Origin of the sequence: Gilliamella sp. wkB308 (genome assembly GCF_001690185.1) — a bacterium.
Lineage (GTDB): Bacteria > Pseudomonadota > Gammaproteobacteria > Enterobacterales > Orbaceae > Gilliamella > Gilliamella apicola_I.
Window position 1 is genome coordinate 1 of sequence record NZ_LZGN01000038.1, and the last position, 25,878, is coordinate 25,878.

Annotated in this window: 12 protein-coding genes, 4 tRNA genes and 1 pseudogene; 7 read left to right on the top strand and 10 right to left on the bottom strand. The window is 35.7% G+C overall.

Annotation, left to right across the window (positions count from 1 at the left end; translation table 11 throughout):
- From A9G10_RS12805 to pflA, 5 genes and pseudogenes are all read left to right on the top strand, one after another.
- Positions 1-940: pseudogene (locus A9G10_RS12805) on the top strand (hypothetical protein); the annotation flags it as partial.
- Positions 940-10,824: an SdrD B-like domain-containing protein gene (locus A9G10_RS08025; RefSeq protein ID WP_065559038.1), complete on the top strand. Its 9,885-nt coding sequence runs from the start codon at positions 940-942 to the stop codon at positions 10,822-10,824. The pseudogene A9G10_RS12805 and the gene A9G10_RS08025, both read left to right, overlap by 1 nt.
- Positions 10,825-11,242: 418 nt before the next feature.
- Positions 11,243-12,091, top strand: coding sequence for a formate transporter FocA (focA, locus tag A9G10_RS08030; RefSeq protein WP_257006728.1), 849 nt, complete (start codon positions 11,243-11,245; stop codon positions 12,089-12,091).
- A 69-nt stretch (positions 12,092-12,160) separates the two neighbouring features.
- Positions 12,161-14,443, top strand: coding sequence for a formate C-acetyltransferase (pflB, locus tag A9G10_RS08035; protein ID WP_065559040.1), 2,283 nt, complete (start codon positions 12,161-12,163; stop codon positions 14,441-14,443).
- Positions 14,444-14,685: 242 nt separating this feature from the next.
- A complete protein-coding gene (gene pflA / locus A9G10_RS08040) occupies positions 14,686-15,468 on the top strand; it encodes a pyruvate formate lyase 1-activating protein (RefSeq protein ID WP_218837373.1) in 783 nt (260 codons plus the stop codon).
- Positions 15,469-15,516: 48 nt separating this feature from the next.
- On the opposite strand, the gene rarD is transcribed toward pflA, so the two are convergent.
- Both rarD and serS read right to left on the bottom strand, forming a co-directional pair.
- Positions 15,517-16,413 (bottom strand): EamA family transporter RarD, encoded by an 897-nt coding sequence (gene rarD, locus A9G10_RS08045; protein WP_065559041.1) that lies wholly within the window; start codon positions 16,411-16,413, stop codon positions 15,517-15,519.
- Positions 16,414-16,481: 68 nt separating this feature from the next.
- On the bottom strand, positions 16,482-17,774 hold the full coding sequence (gene serS / locus A9G10_RS08050; protein ID WP_065559042.1) for a serine--tRNA ligase: 1,293 nt from the start codon (positions 17,772-17,774) through the stop codon (positions 16,482-16,484).
- Positions 17,775-18,368: 594 nt separating this feature from the next.
- On the opposite strand from serS, the gene A9G10_RS08055 reads away from it, so the two are divergent.
- Positions 18,369-18,629: a DUF4190 domain-containing protein gene (locus tag A9G10_RS08055; protein WP_065559043.1), complete on the top strand. Its 261-nt coding sequence runs from the start codon at positions 18,369-18,371 to the stop codon at positions 18,627-18,629.
- A 266-nt stretch (positions 18,630-18,895) separates the two neighbouring features.
- Here the strand turns inward: A9G10_RS08055 and A9G10_RS08060 are convergent.
- The 8 genes from A9G10_RS08060 to recA form a co-directional block, all read right to left on the bottom strand.
- Positions 18,896-18,972 (bottom strand) — tRNA-Arg (locus A9G10_RS08060).
- A 17-nt stretch (positions 18,973-18,989) separates the two neighbouring features.
- A tRNA-Arg gene (locus A9G10_RS08065) sits at positions 18,990-19,066 on the bottom strand.
- 21 nt (positions 19,067-19,087) lie between these two features.
- Positions 19,088-19,164: transfer RNA gene (locus tag A9G10_RS08070), tRNA-Arg, on the bottom strand.
- Between the two features lie 19 nt (positions 19,165-19,183).
- Positions 19,184-19,276 (bottom strand) — tRNA-Ser (locus tag A9G10_RS08075).
- Positions 19,277-19,405: 129 nt separating this feature from the next.
- Positions 19,406-19,606, bottom strand: a complete 201-nt coding sequence (gene csrA / locus A9G10_RS08080; RefSeq protein WP_065559044.1) for a carbon storage regulator CsrA — start codon at positions 19,604-19,606, stop codon at positions 19,406-19,408.
- Between the two features lie 136 nt (positions 19,607-19,742).
- A complete protein-coding gene (gene alaS, locus A9G10_RS08085) occupies positions 19,743-22,376 on the bottom strand; it encodes an alanine--tRNA ligase (RefSeq protein WP_065559045.1) in 2,634 nt (877 codons plus the stop codon).
- A gap of 206 nt (positions 22,377-22,582) precedes the next feature.
- Complete coding sequence (locus tag A9G10_RS08090) at positions 22,583-23,083, bottom strand: regulatory protein RecX (RefSeq protein WP_065559046.1); 501 nt, start codon at positions 23,081-23,083, stop codon at positions 22,583-22,585.
- Positions 23,083-24,123: a recombinase RecA gene (gene recA, locus A9G10_RS08095; protein ID WP_065559047.1), complete on the bottom strand. Its 1,041-nt coding sequence runs from the start codon at positions 24,121-24,123 to the stop codon at positions 23,083-23,085. Before recA ends, A9G10_RS08090 begins: the two co-directional genes overlap by 1 nt.
- A 504-nt stretch (positions 24,124-24,627) precedes the next feature.
- Here recA and A9G10_RS08100 point away from each other — a divergent pair.
- Positions 24,628-25,878 (top strand): PqiA/YebS family transporter subunit, encoded by a 1,251-nt coding sequence (locus A9G10_RS08100; RefSeq protein ID WP_065559048.1) that lies wholly within the window; start codon positions 24,628-24,630, stop codon positions 25,876-25,878.

The window sequence follows — 25,878 nt, forward strand, 5'->3', positions numbered from 1 at the left end:
TCAAATGGAGTTATATTCTGAGCGACAATTTAAAACTAACCGCATAGACCACACGACATCGGATGTTTACGGGGTGAGTTATAAACCGACGGAAGCCCAATTTATAGAGGGGTCTTACTCGATAGGCCGTGTGAGCAACCGTCACCGCAATCACACCAGTTTAACCGGAAATGATGAAACTCGTCGGGATATTTATGCCGCTGGTTATGGTTATAAAAATGATTTATTTCAAATACGCAATCGTCTGGAATATCGGATAGATGAAGGTAGTGAACGCATAAGACAATGGGTCACCACTAACCGGGTCAAAACGGTAGTTAATGAAAACTTAAGTTGGCTTGGACAATTTGATTTTGCCAAAACGTTTGGTAATCAAGATGATTCAAGTGATGTAGTAAGTAATTACACGGAGTCAATGATCGGTTTTGCCTACCGACCTCAAGTAATCAATAATCTGAACCTTTTTGGCAAAATGACCTATGTGTATGGATTAGACCCGGATGACCAGTTGATAGTGAACTCAACATCATCAAGCGGTAAACGTTATACATCGAGTTTGTATGACCAAAAGAGCTGGGTATGGTCATTAGAAGGTGTTTACGAATGGAATGCGAACTGGGAGACGGCGTTTAAAGCGGCACAAAGACAGGGGCATTTACGTTATAAAGGTGAAAGCGATTGGTATTCATCAGGCGCTGATTTATATGCACTAAGGATTAATTATAAGACGGGTGACTGGGAATATCAGGTTGAAGGTCGAACGTTACGTACTGATCTGGCAGATGACCATAAAGACGGTTTAGTGACCAGTGTTTATCGCAATGTTGGCGACAACATCAAGATGGGCGTGGGTTACAACTTCACGGATTATAACGACAACTTAACACGCTTGAACTACCGTTCACATGGTTGGTTTGTCAATGTAGTGGGGAGTTTCTAATGAACAGTTGGCAAAAATTTAACAGTGGTCAAATACCTTTACCCGTGCAGATAAAATCAGACCTAAAAGCTGAAAATCGAAAAGAAAAGAATTTACGCATATCAGGAGAGAAGATAATGCGAATTAAGTGTAATGCAACAGCGAAAATGAATGCTAAAAAAAGATCTTGGGTTGATGTTTTTTGTTATAAAGCAATATTGCAATGTCTAAAATGGATGTTGCTATCCACCTTTATGTCGTTAGCAGTTGTATCGGTAGCTAATGCAATTCCAATAGCGGGAAGAGTATTTTTAGACTACGATGATACCGCAGCTAATGTAACCTTTCCGTTACAAGGTCTATCCGTTACATTAAAAAACGATCAAGGTATCTTAGTATCAAGTGAACAAACAAATGATAATGGTCAGTATAACTTTGAAGTTAACACCCTAGGAAATTATGTCGTTGAAATAGCAACCAATAATGGGGAAAACGTTTCCAAAAGCGTAACTGTTAGAGGGGCAACAGGTGAATTAGGTCAAAACCTCTTTTTAAAAGGAAAAGGGGGAACTATTCATCTAAAAGTTAAAAATGGAACAGATGCAGGTATTAAAGATATTCCAGTAAAAATACGTACTCAATCAACGTTTGGAATGGTAACCAATACGGATAATAATATAGTATTAAAAACAGATAATAATGGCGAAATAGAGATAAAAAACACATTATTGAACGTTAAATATGAGGCTTATTTTGATGAAGATGTTGATCTTTTTTTAAAAACTCAAAATTATAAATTATGGGATGTAACACTACCAGATAATAGTCATCAATATGCTAAACTCATTTCTTTTAAAATGGAAGGTTCAGATCAAAGCGGACAGTTTAATCTTAAACATCGTAATATCAATTCTGTTGATGGTGTTGTTGTGGTTGATAGAAATAACAACAATACCTATGAAGCTGATATTGATACTGGTCTACAAAACATGAGGGTCGAGCTGTATTATTCCGGTACAACAACCAAAGTAATGGGAACAGATACAGTTATTACAGGTGGTGATGGGAAATACAGCTTTCGAGATCTAGCTGTTGCGACTTATGATATTCAGGTAACAAATGTCACTTCTCCGCCTTTTACTACTGATAGTAAAAACAGGGCAAAAGCGCAATTAACAATACCCGATTCAACTGGGGTGCCTAGTGGTCCTAATTTCTTGTTTCAATTAGATCCTAAGGATACATCTTTATCCAGTATATCTGGAAATGTGTTTGTACTAGGACCTCAGCAATATATTATAGCAGGTCCAGACTCAGGTAAAACGGGCAATAATATTCCGCTTGCGGCTCAAGGCAGTACAGGACTTAATACCACTGTTGATCTTTACCAACATAATGGAACCGATTGGGAAAAAATTGCTTCTCAATTTACCGGAAATTTGGGCGCTTATCAGTTTGTCGGATTAGTAAAAAACAAAGATTATAAAGTTGTTGTCACAGAGTCAAATATAAATTTAAATAATACTGTTTTTGTTAATGACACAGACGGTAAGTCAACCAGTACCTCATCTAATTCAAGAAGTACGCATAAAGGAAAAGTCACATTAAGCAATGGTACACAAGCTAACATTGCGGCTAAAGAGATTATCGTACCTAAACTTGACGAAAGAAGAACTAACCAAAATTTTTGGTATTCACCAATACGTAAAAATTTAGGTAATTTATTAGTCGTTAATTATTTGAAAACAGCTAATGGGAACTGGAGCTGGAGTTCAACGATTAATGGGCTTGAAGCGATTACCGCCAGTACTTATACTAAAATAGCCTTTTTTGAAGAAGATGGCGTTACTCAAGCAACCGATTTACAAGGTAATAAATTAGAAGTTAGCTATCAAAAACCAGGGTTTTATGGCGTAAGAGGCTCACAAAATTATCCTATCGATCATGCCGGTTTGTTTTATTATTCTGTTGTTGAATATGATACGGAAAATTTGGATTATCCCGAATCATATAATGGCGAATATTCGATTAATGTAACCCCAAATAGAACTTGGGAAGATACCATCTATTTTACACCAAAAAGACCCAATACCATTTCGGGATATGTTTATTTAAATAATAGCCATCGAGGGGCTTTAGGCTCTTACAATCCAAATCAAGATACACCAATTAAACAAAATCGGGTTACTCTGGAACGCAAAGTATCGGGAAAATGGACAGTTATCACTGAATTTGCAACAGATAACAAGGGTTATTACAATTTTACCAATTTGCCTAATGGAGAGTATCGTGTTACTGCTAAACAGGAGTATGGTGGTGACAGTAATATCAAGGCTGGTGATGTTGATTTCGAAAATAATGATCAGAATAGCGGTTCGAGTGTCGATCCTAATGATAACAAAAAAACGATATCAAGCATTGTTGTTAATGCGAGTGGTGGTAACAGATATAACAGTGATACTAATATCTGGTATAAATTGAAAATTAACGAAGATGTTCTTCGTGGTTCAGTATTTTTAGATACATGGTTAGGCGATGGTGAGATACAAACAGGGCAAATGTACAATGCTAATGACTTACCATTGAAAAATGCTGTCGTTTTACTTTGTGAAGATGACGGTACTAATGATTGTACTGAAAACGGAAGTAATTTTATTGGCAAAAAACTAACCAATGCTAAGGGTGAATATAGTTTTCAAGGGCAACAAGATGGTATTAATCGAGATGTGACTTACATCGTTAAAGCTATCTATTCAGGTACAACGGCTGTCACAAATACCGCTAAAGAGTTAGCGCCAAGTTATAAAGTACAATTTAAACAACTAGATGTCCCGATGACGAAAAACTTTCTAATGCAAGGAAAAGGACAATTTTCGGGGGCACCGGTTAATGATCTCAATGGCGATATGGACTATGCAGGTGAACAAACACTTGAGAAAGGCGATGGATATTTTGATCTCTATTTCTGGAATGGAAGTAATTATGAAAAATGGAGTGTTATTGGTGATTACTATCGAACAATCAATCTTAAATCATTACCAGAAGGCAAATACCGTATTGTTCATCAAGCAGATAAAACTAAATATTTAGATATTGCCGATAAGGATCCTTCTTCACCTCCTGGTACAGTAAATTTTGAAGTATTAGCTGATGGCACATTAGCAAATATGGATGATAATAATCAATGGTTTATGCAAGCAACGATAGCGCCTTCAGGGCTCACTGAAGCCTTGTCAGGTAATATTTATTTAGACATCACTGGATCAACTGAAAAAAATGAGCAATCGGTTTTATTAACATCAGATGAATTACAACGGTATAACCTTTCAGATTTATCTGTAGAAGGGGTCTTTACACCAAGAATTTATCCTAATTACTATGATAGAACGAAAAGTATAGATTCAATCCTCGCTGATCCTGATTTTGTTGATAACAAAGTAAAACAAAATGGGCGATTTGTTTATAATAAACAAAACTCAACTCGGTATAATAATTTATATCTGACAAGTATGTTATTGCGATTAAATGGATTGGATCATAGTGCTTTCAAATTAGTTGGTAATAGCAGCGCATCTAAAACAGAAAAAACTTATCTTCCAAATGAAATAAAAACAAATTTGGAATATATGCAGGTTTATTTATTACCAAGAGGAGTACCAAATCAATATTGGTTAATTAGAGCCAATAATAATACAGAAATTAGCGGTCAGCTTTATTACGATTATGATGATAATGGTAGTTTTGATGCGTCTAAAGGTGACGTGCCAATTACAGGTGTACGTGTCGAAATTTATCGTAAAGGCAGTAATAAATTATATTCTTATACCAAAACGGACAATAACGGTAAATATCGTTTCAGTCATCTTTTAAATGATAATTACACGATAAAAGTCACGGATACAGGCTTAGATAAACGTTATGAATTGAAAAGTCCTTCTGATACCGTGAACGATGTTCAAATCACTGCATCGACGCCAATTTTATCAGGTGGTGGTTTAGACTTCATTTATAAAAAAGAAGGGGATGCGTCGATATCGGGTTATGTCATGATCGATATCAATAATAATGGTCGACCTGATATCAGTTTCAATAGAACGGGTGATGTTCCTGTTTCAAATGTAACTATCAATTTATATAAAGGAAGTGACGCAACAGGTACGCCATTTAGTACGCTTAAAACCAATGAAATTGGTTATTATAGTTTTAGTTTGAGTAAAGATGATTCGAAAGCTAGCCTTTATACCGTTGAAATTGAACCACCGAGCGGTTATGGCGTGATAGCGAATGCAGATAACAATACGAACAAAACTTTAAATCCGATATCTTTTAATACTAAAGGTGGTAGTCAGAAAGGTAAATACTTCTTATTAGCAGGGAAAACAAATGCTAATCCATCGGCAGGTATAACCAGCACTACCGCAACAAATAGTGGTATTTCGGGCAAAACATTAATTGGTGATCCTGCTGCTGCAACAGGTGAGCCATTAGGTGGGGTATTACTCAGTTTATACGATGCTTCGACGAATAAAGAAATGGTTCGCCAGTATAGTGATGCAAATGGAGAATATCATTTTTATAATTTGCCAGATGGTAACTATAAAGTCAGTGTTATTTTAGCCCCACAAAACTATGTTATTGTTGGGAATAGCGAAAACTCAGTGCAACCGATTGATACCATATCAAATATCATTATCAATAATCGAGGTATTGACGGTAAAATATTCTATTATAATCAGGCTAGCTATGACGGAATTCAAGGTAATGTGTATATCGATTTCAACGATTCTAACCAAGATTTGAATCATACAAATCAATTTGCGCATCCACTTGATGGCTCGGTACAGGCAACTGTTGAATTGTATTCAGGATTAAATGCCAGTGGACAGCCATTGATGACTCAAAAAACCAACAATGGTCATTACCATTTTGCTAATCTTTTATACGGAACGGGTGTTAATTACTCTGTTAAAATCATAATGAATTCGATTAGTGACTATGATTTCAAACAAAGTAAATCAGGCAATCAAGCACAAAATATCGTTATTCCTGTCAGTGGATTACCTTTAGAAGGATCACTTGATAATCATTATCTTGTTTTAGGTAAGCAAAAAATTGGTGGTGATGTCTGGATTGATTTCAATAACAATAAAATCAAAACGGTTGATGAGCTTACTAATGGTGTGAAGGTGAATCTGAATTATAAGGTTCCAGGCTCAAATCAATATAAAACCCTTAAAACAATTGATACGGATAATATTTCTTTAAATGGTAATCCATCGAAAAATGGCCAATATCTTTTCGAAAAACTACCTATAAATTATTATTATCAAGTAGAAGTCATTACACCAGATGGCGCTAAACTTATTCCTGCATCAGAGATAGCAAATAATAAAAATATCATTGATTTTATGCCGCTAACTAATGATGATTTCAGTAGTAGTACTGGATTTAATTATGACGGTATTATCGCAGGACAAGTAACGATTGATGTGGATAATAGTCAAAGTAAAACAGATGTTGATACCAGCTTTGCTGGGGTCAAACTTAATTTGACAAAAGTGCCAAGCCCAAATTCTAATGCGACTAATAATCAAGCAACATTTTCGGTAATAACTGACAGTTCAGGAAATTTTAAATTCGAAAATATGTCACCAGGTCAATGGGTTCTTTCTGCTGATAACTCACAAACTGTGGCAGATTGGAATAATTATGCTTTAAATTATACTTCAATGAATAACAGAACGATTGTTGGGCAGAATAATAGTTTGTCATTAGATATTAACTTAACTGTCAATCAACCTTCAATTGACAATATCGATATCGGTTATCGCGGTAGCAGTAAAATCACAGGTTATGTGGTTATTGACAGAGATAACGATGATCAATATAGTCAAAACGATATGGCATTTGGACAGCTATCTACACCAATAACCCCAGTAATAACCTTAAATTCAGCAAACAATAAATCGGGCTTCACACCTAAAGATATACCGGTTGACCCATCTACAGGTGCTTTTGAAATAGACGGATTAAGTCAACATAATTATGAAATTACAAGCACAGTAAATCATAATGATTATAAACTTGTCTTTAGTCCCGGAAATCCAGCAACGCCATCGGCGATAGCAACGTTTGATATTAATGGTCCGAATGACAGTCGGTATGAACTTAATCCAGAAAAACGTGCTTTCGGTTATCAAATTAAACGCAACTTATCAGGAACAGTTTATTTGGACGCAAGCGGAAATGGTTCTTATCAAACATTCCATACAAAATTAGAGGGTGCTGTTGTAAAAATTGAAGGTGAGTTTAATAACAAAAAAGTGACTTATACCCAAACGGTTGGTAGCGATGGCAACTTCTTATTTAACAATATAACAGAAGGTAAATGGACAGTTTCTGTTTCACATCCAACACGTTCAAGTTTAGTTTATAGCTATTTTGTTGAAAAATCAGTAAGTTCAAGTGGGAACAGTACTAATAGTATTAGTTATCAGGTTGATTCAAATACCGGTCAAGAGATCAAACTTGATCTAGGTATGAAAGGTCAAAGCATAATTACAGGTATGGTTGTTCTGGACAACGATGTCGATGAACAATTGTCACAAGGTGATACCGGTATTGCTAATTTAACCATAAACCTAATTGATCCAACTAATGATACTGTTATCTATAAACAAACGAACACTGGCAGTAATGGCTATTTTGAATTTAATGGTTTATCGAGTGGTAATTATCGAATTCGAGTGACTGACCCTACAAACGCTTTAAGTGGTTATGTCATTAGCTTTAGTCCGACAGGTAAGGCATCGACGAATAATGCATTCGATATTGCTACGATAGTTGTTTCGGCGGACAACGATCAAAAAGTCAATAATGATTTTGGTTATAAAGGTAATATAGGTATCAGTGGTCATATCTATCAAGATATTATGGGTAATTCTGTTCATAATGCTAATTATCCTACATTATCTGGGGTTGAGGTGAGCGCCATCAATCAAAGTAATAACGCAAAAGTTTCGAGCGTTTCACTCGCTGATGGAAGTTATGCAATAAACAATCTAACGTCGGGTGTATGGATTGTTAAAATTACGGGTTATCCTCAAGATTGGAATTATAGTTACGTCAATTATGCTGTTAATTATTCATCCATTGATCAGGTCAATCCTGGCGAGTTGAAACTAACCATTTCTGCCACAGATACCGCAGGTAAAACTATCGACTATGGCTTGAAGGGTAGTGCTAAAATTGCTGGGCGAGTGGTTGTCGATATGGATATCAATGATAATGCTAGTTTGAATTACCATGCGGCAGCTATTGATAGACCTTTAAATGGTATTCCTGTTACCCTCAAAAGTAATGGCTTAAGTGGTGCGCCTGAAATCAGAACGACAACGGATAACAATGGTCATTACCAGTTTGATAATTTAACGGCATATAATCAATATGAAGTGAGCGTTGATGATAGCACCTTATTGCAGTCTGGATATCAAATCAGTTTCAGTCCAGCCATGGTTAATGGTGGAAATGCAAGTAATCATGATATGTTAGTGGTAGCGGGTGTTAATCAACAAGTTGACAATATTGATTATGGCTATAAGAGTCAAAAAGCGTTAAAAGGTAAAATTTATAAAGATTACTCAGGAAAAGGTATACATCAGACATATCATACTACTTTAGCGGGTGTTACCGTTGAAGCAAGGGATGCGAATAATCCTAATATTCTTCTAACCGCTGTGAGTGATGCTAACGGTCAATATGAGATCAATAATATTGCAGAAGGTGAATGGATTATTACTGTTCAACCAGTAGCAGGTTCAGGCTATAGTTATAGCTATGTGGTTAAACCACAAGGTATATCTGCTACTGATGTTCCAAATGGAACAAAACTAGATATGAATGCGGCATCTTCTCCATTAGTCACCAATGTTGATTTTGGTCTAAAAGGTCAAGCAAGCATTAGTGGTCAAGTTGTGATTGATATCGATACCAATGATGGTAACGCAATAACAGCTCAAGATATTGGTATTGATTCACTGTTCCCACATTATACAGTTGAATTATTTGTCGAAAATGATTTGGTTGATAGTGTTGAAGCAATAAGTAAAGGCACAAATATTGATGATCTTGGTCAATATAAGTTTGAAAACTTAGTTGCAGGTGTTAACTATAAAGTTAAAGTCTCTATTCAAAATTCTAGCTATATAAGTAGTTTCTTACTAACAGATAGTAATATTGCTGCAACAACGAATAAGACTGATAACGAAATGGAGGAAATTTACCAGTTTGCGAGTGCAACCGATCATGCTCAAGGAGTGATTTTTGCTTGGAGTGGTATTAGTGGTATTAAAGGTAAAGTGTTCTTAGATAACAATGATGATGGAGAGTACAATCCTTCAATTGATAGCTCAGTTAATGCGCCGGTCACATTACTATTCGAGAATGTAAACAATCCTGCTATCCACTTTACACACACATTGGCAGCGAATGATGTTGATTATGAAATTAACAATATTATTCCGGGTAAATGGAAAATTGAAGTTACCGGTATACCGACGACTTTAAGAGCAAGCTTTGATCCGGATGATGCGCATCATGATCGTAATGGCACCGTAAATACACCTAAAACAGAAAACGTGGCAACATTAGATATTTCGGGTAGTTTAATCGATCAAAACTTTGGTTATATCAATGGAGGATTTATTGAAGGAAGAATTCTTGATGATAATCAGGGTGGAGGGTTAAAAGGTGCTACTAATTATAATGGCTTAAAAGGTGTGAATGTTTACTTATTAGATAGTGATAAACAACACATCTTAGATAAAAATGGTCAACCGGTTAAGTCAATAAGTGGCGAAAATGGTAAATTTAGTTTCCGTAACCTCATTATTGATACCAATAATAATGGTGCAGCACGATACTTTGTTAGAGTCCTGTATGGCGAGTATAACGATGGTAGTGTCAATGTTGGTCGTGGTAATCCTTTATTTGATTTGATACCGTCATTTGATCAATATGCAGACAATAACGGTAAAGTAATTGAACATGACTTAATTAATTTAGCTAATCCACCAGCTTCGGTAATATTCAATGGTGTGGGTGGTGCTCACACTGTGCCTGTCATGTTAAAAGATATGTCAACAACTTTGACACGGTTAGCAAATGAAATGCTATTAGGGTATCGTAATTCGGATGAGGATGTCACGATAATTAAAATGGCACAGAAAGATAATGTCGTTGTAGGTGATATCGTGCCTTACTCAATTCGAATTATCAATAATAGTCCACGTGCTTCAGCTATCAAGATACAAGATATCTTACCGGCAGGCTTTAAGTTTGTTAAAGGTTCAACGCGTCTTGATGGTAAAAAAGTTGCTGATCTTAGTGGCGGAAGAACGGTTACATCTCAGGTCATCAAATTAAAATCTAACGATGAAGTAACGCTTACTTATATGCTGGTGGTCGGTTCGGGAGTGACTCAAGGCGAATATACCAATACAGCGAAAGCGATAAACTCATTAACCGGACGAGTTGTATCCAATACCTCTCATGCAACAGTAACGGTTACGGCTGATCCATTATTTGATGATGCGCTTATTTTCGGAAAAGTGTATGTGGATAAAAATGGTAATGGTATTCAAGATGAAGGTGAAGAAGGATTAGGGGGGATCAAACTGGTTACGGCTCGGGGTGAAATCATTACAACCGATGCAATGGGTCGTTATCATCTAGTCGGTGTATCGGGTGGTCGTTGGGAAAGAGGAGCCAATTTTGTGATTAAATTGGATACCAGAACATTACCAAAAGGCTATGAAGTGATTGGGCGTAATCCTAAAGTGATTCGAGTATCACCAGGGTTACCTAGCAAAGTTGACTTCTTAGTTTCAGAGGTAAGTAATCCATAACAATTGGATTACGGGCAAAATTTGGATAAGGATATCCAAATTGTAACGTGAAGTTACATTTACATATTTATTTAAGACTTGTTCTATTTTATTTTCCTCCTTTTTCGATATATCAGAAAAAGGATGGAAAATTTTTTTATTTAATCCGAATTTATTCAGTCGACAGCAATGCAAAAAAAACGTTTATAATTGCTATCAAATAGTTAACTGTCTGTTTTAAAAGCTTATTAAAATTGTTAAACACTTTTTTAAATCAAAACAGAATGTTATTATTTATGTTAATAAATGTAAAAAAATAAAATAAAAATAATGAGTTATAATTTTTTAAATTTTTTTAACTAAAAAATTGATGATTTGACATAAATTAAGAGTATACTATCCGCCTCATAAAACCCTAGTTTTTTTGAGGATGTTAACATTGAGTAATGATAAGCTTGTGGATTCTCTTTCCCCCGCACAAATGACCCAAATCGCTGAAGAGGTCGGTAATTATAAAGTAAATAAGCACCCTAGTAGCACGATTTTATCTGCCATTATTGCAGGTGTCTTTATCTCAATTGCTTTTGTATTCTATATTACCGTGACAACAGGTACTTCAACCGTTGCGTTTGGACTTGCTAAATTAGTCGGTGGTATTTGTTTCTCATTAGGACTTATGCTCGTTGTTTGCTGTGGAGCAGATCTTTTTACTTCAACAGTTTTAACAATTTTGCCGAAAATGACGCATAAAGTCAGTTGGTTTAGAATGATTCGCAATTGGATTTTAGTCTATATTGGTAATTTTATTGGTGCTATACTGTTTGTTGGCGTGATATGGTTCTCAGGTCAATATATGGTAGCCAATGGGATGTGGGGACTAAATGTTCTGCAAACTGCAGATCATAAATTGCATCATACTTTTATTGAAGCTGTTTTTCTTGGTTTATTAGCCAATCTAATGGTGTGCTTGGCGGCTTGGATGAGTTACGCTGGTCGTAGTTTATTAGATAAAATGCTAATCATGATTTTACCAGTAGCAATGTTTGTTGCTAGTGGTTTTGAGCATAGCATTGCTAATATGTTCATGATCCCAATGGGAATTGTGATCAACAATTTTGCTTCTCCGGAATTTTGGCATGCAATTGGTGTATCACCAGATGCATTTAAAGAATTAACCGTTGAGCATTTTGTGTTAAAGAATTTGATTCCTGTAACAATCGGGAATATTTTAGGTGGTTTAGCCGTTGCGCTGCCTTATTGGGCATTATATTTACGTAAGCCACATTGATTTTTATGATATTTACCCTTATATACAAAAGAGTAGATAGAAATTTTAGTAAACCTGAGGTGAAAAACTATGAGTAATTTAAACGAAGTACAAGCGGTCGCTTGGAAAGGATTTAAAGATGGTGATTGGCAAAATAATGTCAATGTCCGCGACTTCATTCAAAAAAACTACACACCATATGAGGGTGATGAGTCTTTTTTAGCTGGCGCAACTGATGCGACAACTAAATTATGGGATAAAGTTATGGAAGGCATCAAAATTGAAAATGCTACCCATGCCCCTGTAGATTTTGATACGAGTGTTATTTCGACAATTACTGCTCATGATGCAGGTTATATTGAAAAAGATTTAGAAAAAATTGTTGGCCTACAAACTGAGAAACCATTAAAACGTGCGATTATCCCGTTTGGTGGTATCAAAATGATCGAAAACTCTTGTAAAGCTTACAACAGAACACTTGATCCTTTAGTCAAAAAAATCTTTACTGATTATCGTAAAACCCATAACCAAGGTGTTTTCGATATCTATACACCAGATATTCTTCGTTGTCGTAAATCAGGTGTTATCACTGGTCTTCCTGATGCGTATGGTCGTGGTCGTATCATTGGGGATTACCGTCGCGTAGCACTTTACGGTATCGATTATTTGATGCAAGACAAATTTGCTCAATTCAATTCATTACAAGCAGATTTTGAAAATGGTGTTGATTTAGCCATGACAATGCAACGTCGTGAAGAAATCGCTGAACAACATCGTGCGCTTGGTCAAATTAAAGAAATGGCTGCTAAATATGGTTACGACATTTCTGGACCAGCGAAAACGGCACAAGAAGCTGTTCAATGGACTTACTTCGGTTATTTAGCTGCGGTTAAATCTCAAAACGGTGCCGCTATGTCTTTAGGCCGTACTTCAACATTCTTTGATATTTATTTCCAACGTGACCTTGACGCTGGATTAATTACTGAAAAAGACGCTCAAGAAATTGTTGACCACTTCGTAATGAAATTACGTATGGTTCGTTTCTTACGTACTCCAGAATATGATGAATTATTCTCTGGTGACCCTATTTGGGCAACAGAATCTATCGCTGGTATGGGTGTTGATGGTCGTACATTAGTTACTAAGACTTCTTTCCGTTTCTTAAACACTTTATATACTATGGGTCCATCACCAGAACCAAATATGACTATTCTTTGGTCTGAACAGTTACCAAGTGGATTTAAAGAGTTCGCATCAAAAGTATCGATTGATACGTCATCTTTACAATATGAAAATGATGATTTAATGCGTCCAGACTTTAACAACGACGATTATGCAATCGCATGTTGTGTAAGCCCAATGATTGTTGGTAAACAAATGCAATTCTTTGGTGCGCGTGCAAACCTTGCTAAAACGCTTCTATACGCAATCAATGGCGGTGTGGATGAGAAATTAAAAATGCAAGTTGGCCCGAAAGAAGATCCAATCACTGATGAATATCTTGATTTCGACAAAGTCTTTGCTCGTTTAGATCACTTTATGGATTGGTTAGCAAAACAATATGTGACAGCATTAAACGCAATTCACTATATGCACGATAAATACAGCTATGAAGCATCATTAATGGCGCTTCATGACCGTGATATTATTCGTACTATGGCATGTGGTATTGCTGGTCTTTCTGTTGCTGCTGACTCATTATCTGCAATTAAATATGCAAAAGTGAAAACCATTCGTGATGAAGATGGTCTTGCGGTTGATTTTGAAATCGAAGGTGAATATCCACAATTCGGTAACAATGATCCACGTGTAGATGATATCGCTGTAGATTTAGTTGAACGTTTCATGAAGAAAATTCAAAAACTTAAAACTTATCGTAATGCAATTCCTACACAATCTGTATTAACCATTACTTCAAACGTTGTATATGGTAAGAAAACAGGTAATACGCCAGACGGTCGTCGTGCCGGTGCACCATTTGGACCAGGTGCTAACCCAATGCACGGACGTGACCAAAAAGGTGCAGTTGCTTCATTAACATCTGTTGCTAAATTGCCATTTGCTTACGCTAAAGACGGTATTTCTTATACTTTCTCTATCGTACCAAATGCATTAGGTAAAGATGATAATGCACGTAAACGTAACTTGGCTGGTTTAATGGATGGTTACTTCCATCACGAAGCGTCAGTTGAAGGTGGTCAGCACTTAAATGTTAACGTATTGAATCGTGAAACATTGTTAGATGCGATGGAACACCCTGAAAAATATCCACAATTAACCATTCGTGTTTCTGGATATGCAGTGCGTTTCAACTCATTAACTAAAGAACAACAAAAAGACGTGATTACACGTACTTTTACACAATCTATGTAATTTAGTTGATTATAAATTACGACAAAATAGCGTCCTAAAAGGGCGCTATTTTTTTTATAATATTGACTAAATTCATATATTCATTATTCGCAAAAGAGTAGTTGTGTTGATATTATTCATTTTTAACTTTTATAATTACCAAAATTAAAAAAGCGTTTCTGATTAGTGTAATTGGTGAAAGCTAAACCTTATCTGAGTTAAAATAACGTATAAGCAATGTGAGCAACGATTAGAGAAAATTTATGGAACAAAATAACAATATCATTATGACAACAAAACAACCGATTAAAGGTCGTATTCATTCTTTCGAATCTTTTGGTACTGTCGATGGGCCAGGAATTCGCTTCATTGTTTTTTTTCAAGGTTGCTTAATGCGCTGTTTATACTGTCATAATCGTGATACTTGGGATTTGAAAGCAGGACGAGAAGTCACGGTTGATGAACTAATGAAAGAAATTGTTTCTTACAAAAGTTTTATCATGCCTAATGGTGGCGGCGTCACCGCATCGGGTGGTGAAGCAACGTTGCAATCTGAATTTATTACAGAATGGTTTAAGGCTTGTCATGAAGAGGGTATAAGCACCTGTCTAGATACCAACGGTTATGCCAGACAACTCGATCAGACTGTTGATGCGTTAATGGAAGTAACGGATTTAGTGATGCTTGATTTAAAACAGATGAATGATGAAATACATCAGAAACTGGTCGGTGTTTCGAATAAACGGGTACTCGAGTTTGCTAAATATCTTCAAAAAATTAATAAAAAAACGTGGATCCGCTATGTCGTTGTGCCGGGCTGGACGGATGATGATAATTCTGCACATCTACTCGGTCAATTTATTCAAGGAATGGATAATATTGAGCGTGTTGAATTATTGCCTTACCATAAAATGGGAGCTTATAAGTGGGATACGATAGGGGATAAATATCAATTGGAAGGGGTTGAGGCACCTCCAAGAGAAACCTTAGACAGAATCCAAGCGATTATTGAAAGTTATGGTCAGCCGGTCACGTTTAGTAAATAAATCCCACTATACCAAATAAAAGCACATTAAAATGTGCTTTTTTGTTATTTACCGAATTCTTTTACGCTTTATCGCTCGTAAAACAAATAGACTACCTTCTAATGCTAATACACAGACAGACAACCAAATAAGCCCATATGAGATGATATGCTCTGATGATACAGATTCATGCAAAAATAGTACTGATACCATAGAAAGCAGAACAGGTTCAACATATCCGAGTAATCCGAATAATCCCATCGGTAGTAATCGTCTTGCAACAAAATACATTGCAAAAGCAATAGCGGTAATGATTCCTAGCATAGGGATAAAAATAGGAAAACTCGTCATGTCATGAATAATCTCATCCCAACTGTAGTTAAGAATAAAATAGATCAAACAGCCAATAAAAATAAAGAAGAAGTCTGAAAACGTGCCTGCAATGCCCTCTATTTGTAATTTTCGGCGTGTCATAAAATAAACGGGGTATCCTAGGGCAATGACGGCTGTTTCCCACGAAAATGCGCCTGTATTGACAATTTCAATAGCGACCCCTAATGCCGCAAGCCCCACTGCTATTTTTTGTAAAAAACTGAGTTTTTCTTGATAAAACAGTTGTCCTGAAATAACCATGGTTAACGGTAGTAGAAAATAGCCTAAAGAAGCTGACAAGCCATGTCCGTTGATAGGCGCCCAGATAAAGATCATCATCTGGACTGTCAATAATAGTGATGAGCACAATAACCCAATTAAGAGAAGGGGATGTGTTTTTATACGGACAAAAAGTAGATGAATGGCAGACCACTGTTTTTCGATTAAAATTAGAATCACAATCGCAGGAAAAGAAGTCAACAATCGCCAGCAAAAGATATCAATAACTGACAAGGGATGCAATAACACGGGATAATAATAAAGTAAGCCAAAAAGGCATGATGCGAGTATTGACAGGACAACACCTTTTATCATGGTTTCACCTTAATTAATAAAAAAATAGCGCTAATGAATAGCGCTATTATAGGGTTAAAAAACGTTTTTTAGCCTATTACTTCGACACCATTCATGTATGGGACTAAAACGGATGGAACTTTAATGCTTCCATCAGCTTGCTGATAGTTTTCCATAATGGCTACCAATGTACGCCCTACTGCTAATCCAGAACCATTTAACGTATGGACTAGGTATGTTTTGTTGTCTACTTTACTACGATAACGCGCTTGCATACGACGAGCTTGGAAATCCCACATATTGGAGCAGGAAGAGATTTCTCGATAAGTGTTTTGAGCAGGAACCCAAACTTCAAGATCATAAGTCTTACAAGAACCAAAGCCCATATCACCGGTACATAGCACAATTTTTCGATAAGGCAGTTCTAATAACTGCAATACTTTTTCAGCATGAGCAGTAAGCTCTTCTAACGCTTGCATGGATTCTTCTGGATTCACTATTTGCACTAACTCAACTTTATCAAATTGGTGCATACGAATTAAACCACGTGTGTCTTTACCATAAGATCCCGCTTCAGAACGGAAACAAGGTGTATGAGCGGTCATTTTTAATGGAAGCTCATTTTCATCTAAAATTTCATCACGTACTAAGTTTGTCACCGGAACTTCAGCGGTTGGGATTAATGCATAATTACTGCTTTCTGCTTCTTCATCGAGCGGTTTTGTGTGAAATAGGTCACCTGCAAATTTTGGTAATTGACCTGTTCCAAATAAAGTGGCCTTATTAACTAAATAAGGTACGTAAATTTCAGCATAGCCATGCTGCTCGGTATGAAGGTCTAACATAAATTGGGTGATAGCTCGGTGTAAACGCGCAATTTGTGATTTCATCACTACAAAACGAGCTCCAGTGAGTTTTACCCCCGCAGCAAAGTCAAGCCCACCAAATCGTTCCCCTAAAGCAACATGATCTTGTACTGGAAAATCAAATGTTCTTGGCGTACCAAAACGCGATATTTCAACATTATCATTTTCGTCTTTACCGTCAGGTACAGAATCATCAGGAATATTTGGAATATTTGATGCAATATCTTTAATTTGATTCAGTAAGATTTCAAGCTCAGCTTTAGCGCTGTTGAGTCTTTCACCAAGCTTATTGACTTCTTCACGTACGGACGTGATATCTTCACCACGAGCTTTAGCTTCACCAATAGCTTTAGAACGTGCATTACGCTCAGCCTGTAAGCTTTCGGTTTCAACTTGTAGCACTTTACGTTTTTCTTCTAGTTGACGAATACTATCAACATCTAATTTAAATCCACGGCGCGCTAATTTAGTAGCGACAAGATCCAATTCATTTCGGAGTAAATTCGGGTCCAACATAAAAAAAGTCCATTATGATTAATTAAAGATATCTATCTACTTTAATGGTTATTTTAATATAGCGACGACCATATTTAAAATAAAAAAGCAGACTGATTATAAATATTTAAAGTTTGAGCTTAGTATACTCGATTTATATCGGGATTCAACCAGAGTGGTATACCCGAAGAAATCTATTGATATTCGTCAATCAATGTAGTTCAATTGGATAAAAGCAATTATTTTATCATTTATTTTTCTTGCTTATACTGCTGAATATTTTATCTCGACTATTATTCATAAAAGAAAAACAAATACAAGTTATTAACAATCATTTTTTGGTAAATTTTATCATACCGATGTTTCATATTGGTTTTATATCTATTTTCCTATTTTTATATAGTATTAAATCATTATCTAAATCATTTAGTTATTGTTATATGTCTATTGCTGCTGATATCGATCTTATTCGCATCTATCACGAAAATAATTTGAATAGGGGTGATTTATGATTGATAAAGTGAAATATATCTTATATTGATCTGCTAAAACGATAATCTTATACTTAACTGCTATTTATTTTATTTTTCAAAAGTATCAAGGGGCAAAAGATAAATGGATCAACAACAATATAAAGCAACAAGTGGTTTAGCTATAGCGGGGATGAGTTGCGGAATTTCATCACTGGTTTCTATTTTGGTCATCAATATTTTAAGTATTGTCGTCGCTATTGTCGCTATAGTATTGAGTGCTGTTGCTATGAGTGATATAAAAAATAATAATAAAAGAGGTTTTGGTTTTGCAACAACAGGGATAATTTGTGGAATCATAACGCTTTTATTATGGTGTTCATTTTTCATTTTAGTATTAACTTAGAATGTGCACTTTGACTTCTAATCTTGCTTAAAACACTTTTTAGGGCTTGGGTAGGAATAGATGACATTAGATGCCTGAGAAACATAAAAAGCGTTGTAGAGCGTTTTATATAAGCATTTTTAGGGTATTGGTAATTAGGATAAGTTGTAAGAGTAGAGCGTATGATTAATAAATGCGTCTGGAACAATTTTCTAGGCGTTTTTATACATTATAACCTTTGATTGATTAGTACTAATCGAAGAATCTTTTTGGGATGCTTGAATGAATGGCGCACCCGAAGGGATTCGAACCCCTGACCGCTCGGTTCGAAGCCGAGTGCTCTATCCAGCTGAGCTACGGATGCTTGTAAGTTCGTAAAAATGGTGCATCCGAAGGGATTCGAACCCCTGACCGCCCGGTTCGTAGCCGGGTACTCTATCCAGCTGAGCTACGGATGCATATTTTGAATTTTGTTAAAATGGTGCATCCGAAGGGATTCGAACCCCTGACCGCCCGGTTCGTAGCCGGGTACTCTATCCAGCTGAGCTACGGATGCATATTTTAAATTTTAAAAATGGCGGTGAGAGAGGGATTCGAACCCTCGATGCAGCTTTTGACCGCATACTCCCTTAGCAGGGGAGCGCCTTCAGCCTCTCGGCCATCTCACCAAAACAACTATGATTTTATCTGAACAACAAAATCATTATGTGTGGCGCACATATTACGGTTTACAAAAAATAAGTCAAACATTTTTTTGCTTACGCGTTCTAGTTGTTTAATTCGTGCCCAAAAAATTGCTATTCTTTAGGCTCAGAAACCTCATCAGCCTTGTTTTGTGCTTGATGGATTCTGTTATAGATTTCTTCACGATGAATAGAAACTTCTTTAGGTGCATTAATACCAATTCTGACCTGATTGCCTTTCACGCCCAAAATGGTAATAACAACATCGTCACCAATAATTAGTGTTTCACCTACTCTCCGAGTTAAAATTAACATTCGATCTCCTACTCTCAGTTATTTATATATCCAAACTGTTATAAAAAGTAGCTTCGTTAGTCCATCAATAAACACAATAATGGATTTAAAAGACAAACTCTGTTGGCTTGTTTTAAGTCAATCGAATCTATCCTCACTAACTAGCTTGTAATTTATTACTGATTTCCTTTTTCACAGAAGATAACGCTCCTGGTAACGCTGAAAGATCCATTCCACCTGCTTGGGCGAAATCAGGCCGCCCACCACCTTTACCACCTACCATTAATGCTAATTGAGATACTAATTCGCCAGCTTTAACAATATTAATTAAATCATTTGTTACACCAGCAGCTAAATTAATTTTGTCACCATTAACAGCAGCAAGAACAATTACTCCAGACTTCAATTGATTTTTAAGGTCATCAATCATTGTGCGTAATTGTTTCGCTTCGACATTATCAAGTTTAGCGATTAGCAAATTTTTATTACCAATGTTTTCACATTGATTGAGCAGTTGTGCACTTTGTTGGCTAGCTTTTTGTGCATTTAATTGCTCTATGGTTTTCTCTAACTGTTTAGTTTGTTCAAGCAATTGCTCAATACGAACTAAAACTGTAGATTTGTCGCTTTTTACCAATTGTTCAATTTGCGTTAACAAATTGGATTCATGGTGTATGTACTCCATTGCATTTTGCCCTGTTGTAGCTTCAATACGACGAACACCAGAAGCAATGCTGGATTCTGAGGTAATTTTAAATAAACCGATATCACCAGTTCGATCAACATGCGTACCTCCGCACAATTCAATCGAAAAATCTCCCATTGTTAGCACTCTAACAATGTCTTCGTATTTCTCACCAAATAATGCCATAGCGCCTCTATTTTTAGCTTCATCTATTGGCATTAACTCAATATCGACAGGTAAGTTACGACGTATTTGTTGATTCACCAGATTTTCAATCTCAATAATTTGCTCTGCTGTTATGGCTTGATTATGTGAAAAGTCAAAACGCAGATAGCTATCATTGACTAATGAACCTTTTTGATGGACATGATTGCCTAAAATTTGTTGCAGTGCAGCTTGCAATAAATGTGTAGCAGAATGATTACGACGAATGCGTTCACGTAACTCAACATCAATGGCTGCAGTAACATTATCACCAACTTTTAGGGATCCTTTTACGATCTGCCCTAAATGACCAATACTTTTACCATATTTTTGACTATCAAAAACGGTGTATTCAAGGTTAGCATTGGTTAAGACTCCTTTATCGCCAATTTGACCACCAGACTCACCATAGAAAGGGGTTTTATCTAATATAACAATAGCGTCTTCACCTGCATGAATACTGTCAACTTTTTGACCATTTTTAAATATTGCCACAACTTTTGCGGAAGATTCCGTTGCTTGATAACCTAAAAATTCAGTTACATCATCAAGTTTTATCACATTACTATAATCAACACTAAATGAACTTGATTCACGCGCGCGTTTTCGTTGCTCATCCATACAGTTATTAAAACCGACTTCATCAATCGTGATATTTTTTTCACGGCAGACATCAGCCGTTAAGTCTAATGGGAAACCATAAGTATCATAAAGCTTAAAGGCAATATCACCCGGTAAAACATGACCTGTAATTTTTGCTAATTCTTGATCAAGTAAAAATAACCCACGTTCTAATGTTTTTAAAAATTGTTCTTCTTCTAGTCTTAGGGTATTTTCAACATGTTCACGATTATTATTTAATTCTACTGCGGCATTTTCCATTACGTTAATTAATGGTTTTACCAGTTTATAGAAAAATATCCCTTTTGCGCCTAGCATATGACCATGTCGTACTGCGCGTCGAATGATTCGACGTAACACATAGCCACGACCTTCATTAGAAGGCATCACACCATCTGAAATTAAAAACGCACAAGATCGAATATGATCGGCAATAACTCGCAAAGATTTATTTTCTAAATCTTTAGTTTGAATAATTTCAGCTGCATCTTTAATTAACTGTTTAAATAAGTCAATATCATAATTAGAGTTAACATGTTGCAGTACGGCAGCAATACGCTCAAGTCCCATACCTGTATCAACTGAAGGTTTAGGTAAAGGCTCCATGGTACCGTCGGCATGGCGATTAAACTGCATAAAGACGATGTTCCAAATTTCAATGAAACGGTCACCATCTTCTTCTGGGCTACCAGGAGGTCCACCCCATAAATGATCACCATGATCATAAAAAATTTCGGTACACGGACCACAAGGGCCGGTATCACCCATTTGCCAAAAGTTATCAGATGCATAAGGTGCACCTTTATTATCGCCAATTCGTATGATACGTTCTTTTGGAATACCGATATCTTTTTCCCAAATAGCATAAGCTTCGTCATCTGTTTCATACACAGTCACAGTGAGCTTATCTTTCGGAAGATTAAACCATTCTTTACTGGTTAATAATTCCCATGCAAAATGAATTGCATCACGTTTGAAGTAATCACCAAAACTGAAATTACCTAGCATTTCAAAGAAAGTATGATGTCTAGCTGTGTAACCGACATTATCAAGATCGTTATGTTTACCACCAGCGCGTACGCAACGTTGTGCTGTTGTTGCTCGACTATAAGGACGTTTATCTATACCAAGAAATACATCTTTAAATTGATTCATTCCAGCATTAGTGAATAGTAATGTTGGATCATTATGTGGAACAAGGGAACTACTTGCTACGATTTCGTGTCCTTTGCTATTGAAAAAGTCAAGAAAATTTTGACGAATTTCTGCAGTGCTTTTCATTTAGGCTTCCATATAAAAATGATAGATATTTAAATATAGTAATATACCCGTTACAACTAAAGTTGAATAGTAGATGTTCTTTATACTGCAGTGAATCTAGCTAATATTACAAGTAAATAAGGAAAAAATAAAATGACCTAGTGAGCTTTATTCGTAAAGGGTATCGTTCAAACTTCGATGGCATACATTTTAGATATATTACTAGTTTAAGTCAACAAACTGTACACATTTTTTACATCATCTTGTGTATAACCTCGGGTTGTTAAGAATTGTATATTTTTGTACCACAATGGTTTATTTTTGGGATCAATTTGTTTGAATTTTTTAATTAATTGTTGGTGAGCAATTTCAGACCAATTTATATTTGAATTATTTAGCATTTCACGGCTTAAGTCGGTTGGTAAACCTCGTTGTTTAAGTTCTAATGCAATTCGGTATTTTCCATATCCTTTGTTGGCTCGCATAGCAATATATTTTTCAATATATTGGGCATCATTCATCCAATTGTGCTCAATACAATACTCAATAACATCATTAATTTCTGTGCTAAGTTGATGATATTGTTCGTGATACTCTTCGTCCGAATGTTTGATTTTTTTTGCAAAAAATAGTGTTATTTTTTGATTTAATTCATAAGATGAATGGTCACGCTGTGCAAGTAATTGCACAGCTTTATTTAAGATTAATTTATTGAGTTTTTTGCTCATTACTCAAAACTTTCATCTTCTGGTGAAACGTCTTCATCAGAAAAAACCGCAGGACTATTTAATAATAGTTCTCGCAATTTAGTTTCAAGTTCATTGGCAATCTCGGGATGCTCTTGTAAAAATTTAATTGAATTTGCTTTACCTTGACCTACTTTTTCGCCGTTATAGCTATACCATGCACCCGCTTTATCAACTAATTTATGTTTGACACCTAAATCAATTAATTCACCGTCTTTAGAAATACCACAACCATATAGTATTTGAAATTCAGCTTGTCTAAATGGCGCTGCGACTTTATTTTTAACGACTTTAACTCGTGTGTCACTACCAATCACATCTTCGCCTTCTTTTACTGCACCAGTACGACGGATATCTAAACGAACAGATGCGTAGAATTTAAGTGCATTACCACCAGTTGTGGTTTCTGGGTTACCAAACATGACACCAATTTTCATCCGAATTTGGTTAATAAATACGACTAAACAATTCGCATTTTTAATATTTGCAGTAAGTTTTCGCAGGGCTTGTGACATCAAACGAGCTTGTAACCCCATATGCGAATCACCCATTTCACCTTCAATTTCAGCTTTAGGTGTTAATGCTGCTACCGAGTCGACAATGATCACATCAACTGCGCCAGAACGAACTAATGCATCACAAATTTCAAGTGCTTGTTCACCGGTGTCAGGTTGTGAAACTAATAAGTCATCAACTTGTACGCCTAATTTAGCTGCATAAATTGGATCTAAGGCATGTTCAGCATCAATAAATGCGCAAGTTTTACCTTCTTTTTGAGCTTGAGCAATAACTGATAATGTTAATGTGGTTTTACCTGATGATTCTGGTCCAAAAATTTCAACTATTCGCCCCATTGGTAAACCACCAATGCCTAATGCAATATCAAGTCCTAAAGAACCAGTTGAGACGGCATCAACATCTAACGTTTGGGTATCCCCTAAACGCATAATAGAACCTTTACCAAATTGTTTTTCGATTTGACTTAATGCTGCTGAAAGTGCACGTTGTTTGTTTTCGTTCATATAATAAAATTCCACTGAGTTAGCATATTGGGTGGTATTATACTGTATTGTTATACAGTATCAAGCTTTTTTTGCTTTAAATAAAATAGATAATAACTGATACATAATAAAATGTTTTTTTTCATAATGTCGACTAAATTCACGCGCAAATTTAAACTTAAGTGAGGGACTAAAATAGGGAAAGTCTAGTTCAATTTGAGATAAGTGTTAGCCAGCAATAGATTGGGGTAAATAAAAACTAATTTTAACTTGTTTATCAAAAAAAGAATAATTGAAGAAATAGAAAGTAAACAAGGTAAAAATTGGATTTTATTCGCTCGTTTTTCCTGCAAAATGATATTTGTTAATGTGAGTTTAATACGATTAATAAGTAATATACGGATTAAGTTAATCTTATTGAAGTCAATTTTTTGTCGATCAAATTGTTTAAAGCTTTAGACTTAAATGTTATGCTAAACTTAACTTTTTTTACATATCTCATTAGCGCTTACATAAAGGGAAATAATGACCATTGATAAACAATACAATGAATATGAATTGTGCCCAAACTGCGATTTGGTTGTAGAGCTATCTGATATTCTTTTGAAACATAAGGCTGTGTGTCCTCGTTGTAATACAACCTTAGCAAAAAATAATGCAGATATGAAGTTGAAAGCGATGATCTATGCCATATGCGCATTGATAATGGTTATTGCAGCAAGTCATTTTATATTTATTGATATTCGTCTGGTCGGTAATTTTAATGGCGTGAGTGTTATTGATATTCCTCAAACACTCTATGATGATAATTACAGCTATATTTCGGCGCTTTTTGTCGTGTTTGTATTACTTTTTCCCGTTATTAATTTATCAATTATTGCGCTACTTTGTTCTAAAATAGAGCTTTCAAAATATCGCAAAAGAGATCTGTTAGTGGTATACGAAAGATTTCAACATTGGTGTATGCCAGAAATATTTCTAACAGGAGTACTGGTTAGCTTTGTTAAATTGATGAGTTACGGTAATATCGGCGTAACCAGTTCGTTTTGGGCTTTTTGCTTATTCGCCTTTTTTTATATAAAAGCGCTAGTTATTTTTTCCCCTGATGCAATTTGGAATGAGATTAAAACAAATAATTTTGCTAAAGGCGAAATAAAAACAGGTAAAACAGCAATCAGTCAAAAATTAAAGTTATGTAGCTGTTGTCAGGCTATTGTCCCTGTTGACTATGCTAAATGTCCTCGGTGTAAACAGAAAAGTCAGATTCGAAACCGTAATAAAATACAATGGACGATTGCACTACTTACAACTTCATTACTTATTTATATTCCAGCAAATTTATATGGCATTATGATAACGGTTGTATTTGGTTCACCATCGACTTCAACCATTATGGATGGGGTAATTTATATGTGGCAAGCGGGTGATGTACCTGTTGCTCTAATTATTTTTACAGCAAGTGTTGTTATTCCAATTTTGAAAATTATTTCACTTAGCTGGCTTTGTTATTTTGCCTTAGCGGTTAAGCGAAAAAATAAACAAAGTTGTTTGAGAATGAAAAAATTATATAGTGCTGTCGAATTTATCGGTAAATGGTCAATGATTGATATCTTTGTGGTTTCTGTCGTGTGTTCATTAGTTAGAAATCAACAAATGATGGGGGTATATCCTGATATTGGTGTTGTATTTTTTGCCACCGTCGTAATTGTGACAATGATTGCATCGCAAAAATTTGATCCTCGATTAATTTGGGATCGTAGACCAATTAGAAATTAG

Coding starts and splice junctions, on each gene's coding strand:
- A9G10_RS08025 (WP_065559038.1), top strand. CDS start 940: ATGAACAGTTGGCAAAAATTTAACAGTGGTCAAATACCTTTACCCGTG.
- pflB (WP_065559040.1), top strand. CDS start 12,161: ATGAGTAATTTAAACGAAGTACAAGCGGTCGCTTGGAAAGGATTTAAA.
- pflA (WP_218837373.1), top strand. CDS start 14,686: ATGGAACAAAATAACAATATCATTATGACAACAAAACAACCGATTAAA.
- rarD (WP_065559041.1), bottom strand. CDS start 16,413: ATGATAAAAGGTGTTGTCCTGTCAATACTCGCATCATGCCTTTTTGGC.
- serS (WP_065559042.1), bottom strand. CDS start 17,774: ATGTTGGACCCGAATTTACTCCGAAATGAATTGGATCTTGTCGCTACT.
- A9G10_RS08055 (WP_065559043.1), top strand. CDS start 18,369: ATGGATCAACAACAATATAAAGCAACAAGTGGTTTAGCTATAGCGGGG.
- csrA (WP_065559044.1), bottom strand. CDS start 19,606: ATGTTAATTTTAACTCGGAGAGTAGGTGAAACACTAATTATTGGTGAC.
- alaS (WP_065559045.1), bottom strand. CDS start 22,376: ATGAAAAGCACTGCAGAAATTCGTCAAAATTTTCTTGACTTTTTCAAT.
- A9G10_RS08090 (WP_065559046.1), bottom strand. CDS start 23,083: ATGAGCAAAAAACTCAATAAATTAATCTTAAATAAAGCTGTGCAATTA.
- recA (WP_065559047.1), bottom strand. CDS start 24,123: ATGAACGAAAACAAACAACGTGCACTTTCAGCAGCATTAAGTCAAATC.
- A9G10_RS08100 (WP_065559048.1), top strand. CDS start 24,628: ATGACCATTGATAAACAATACAATGAATATGAATTGTGCCCAAACTGC.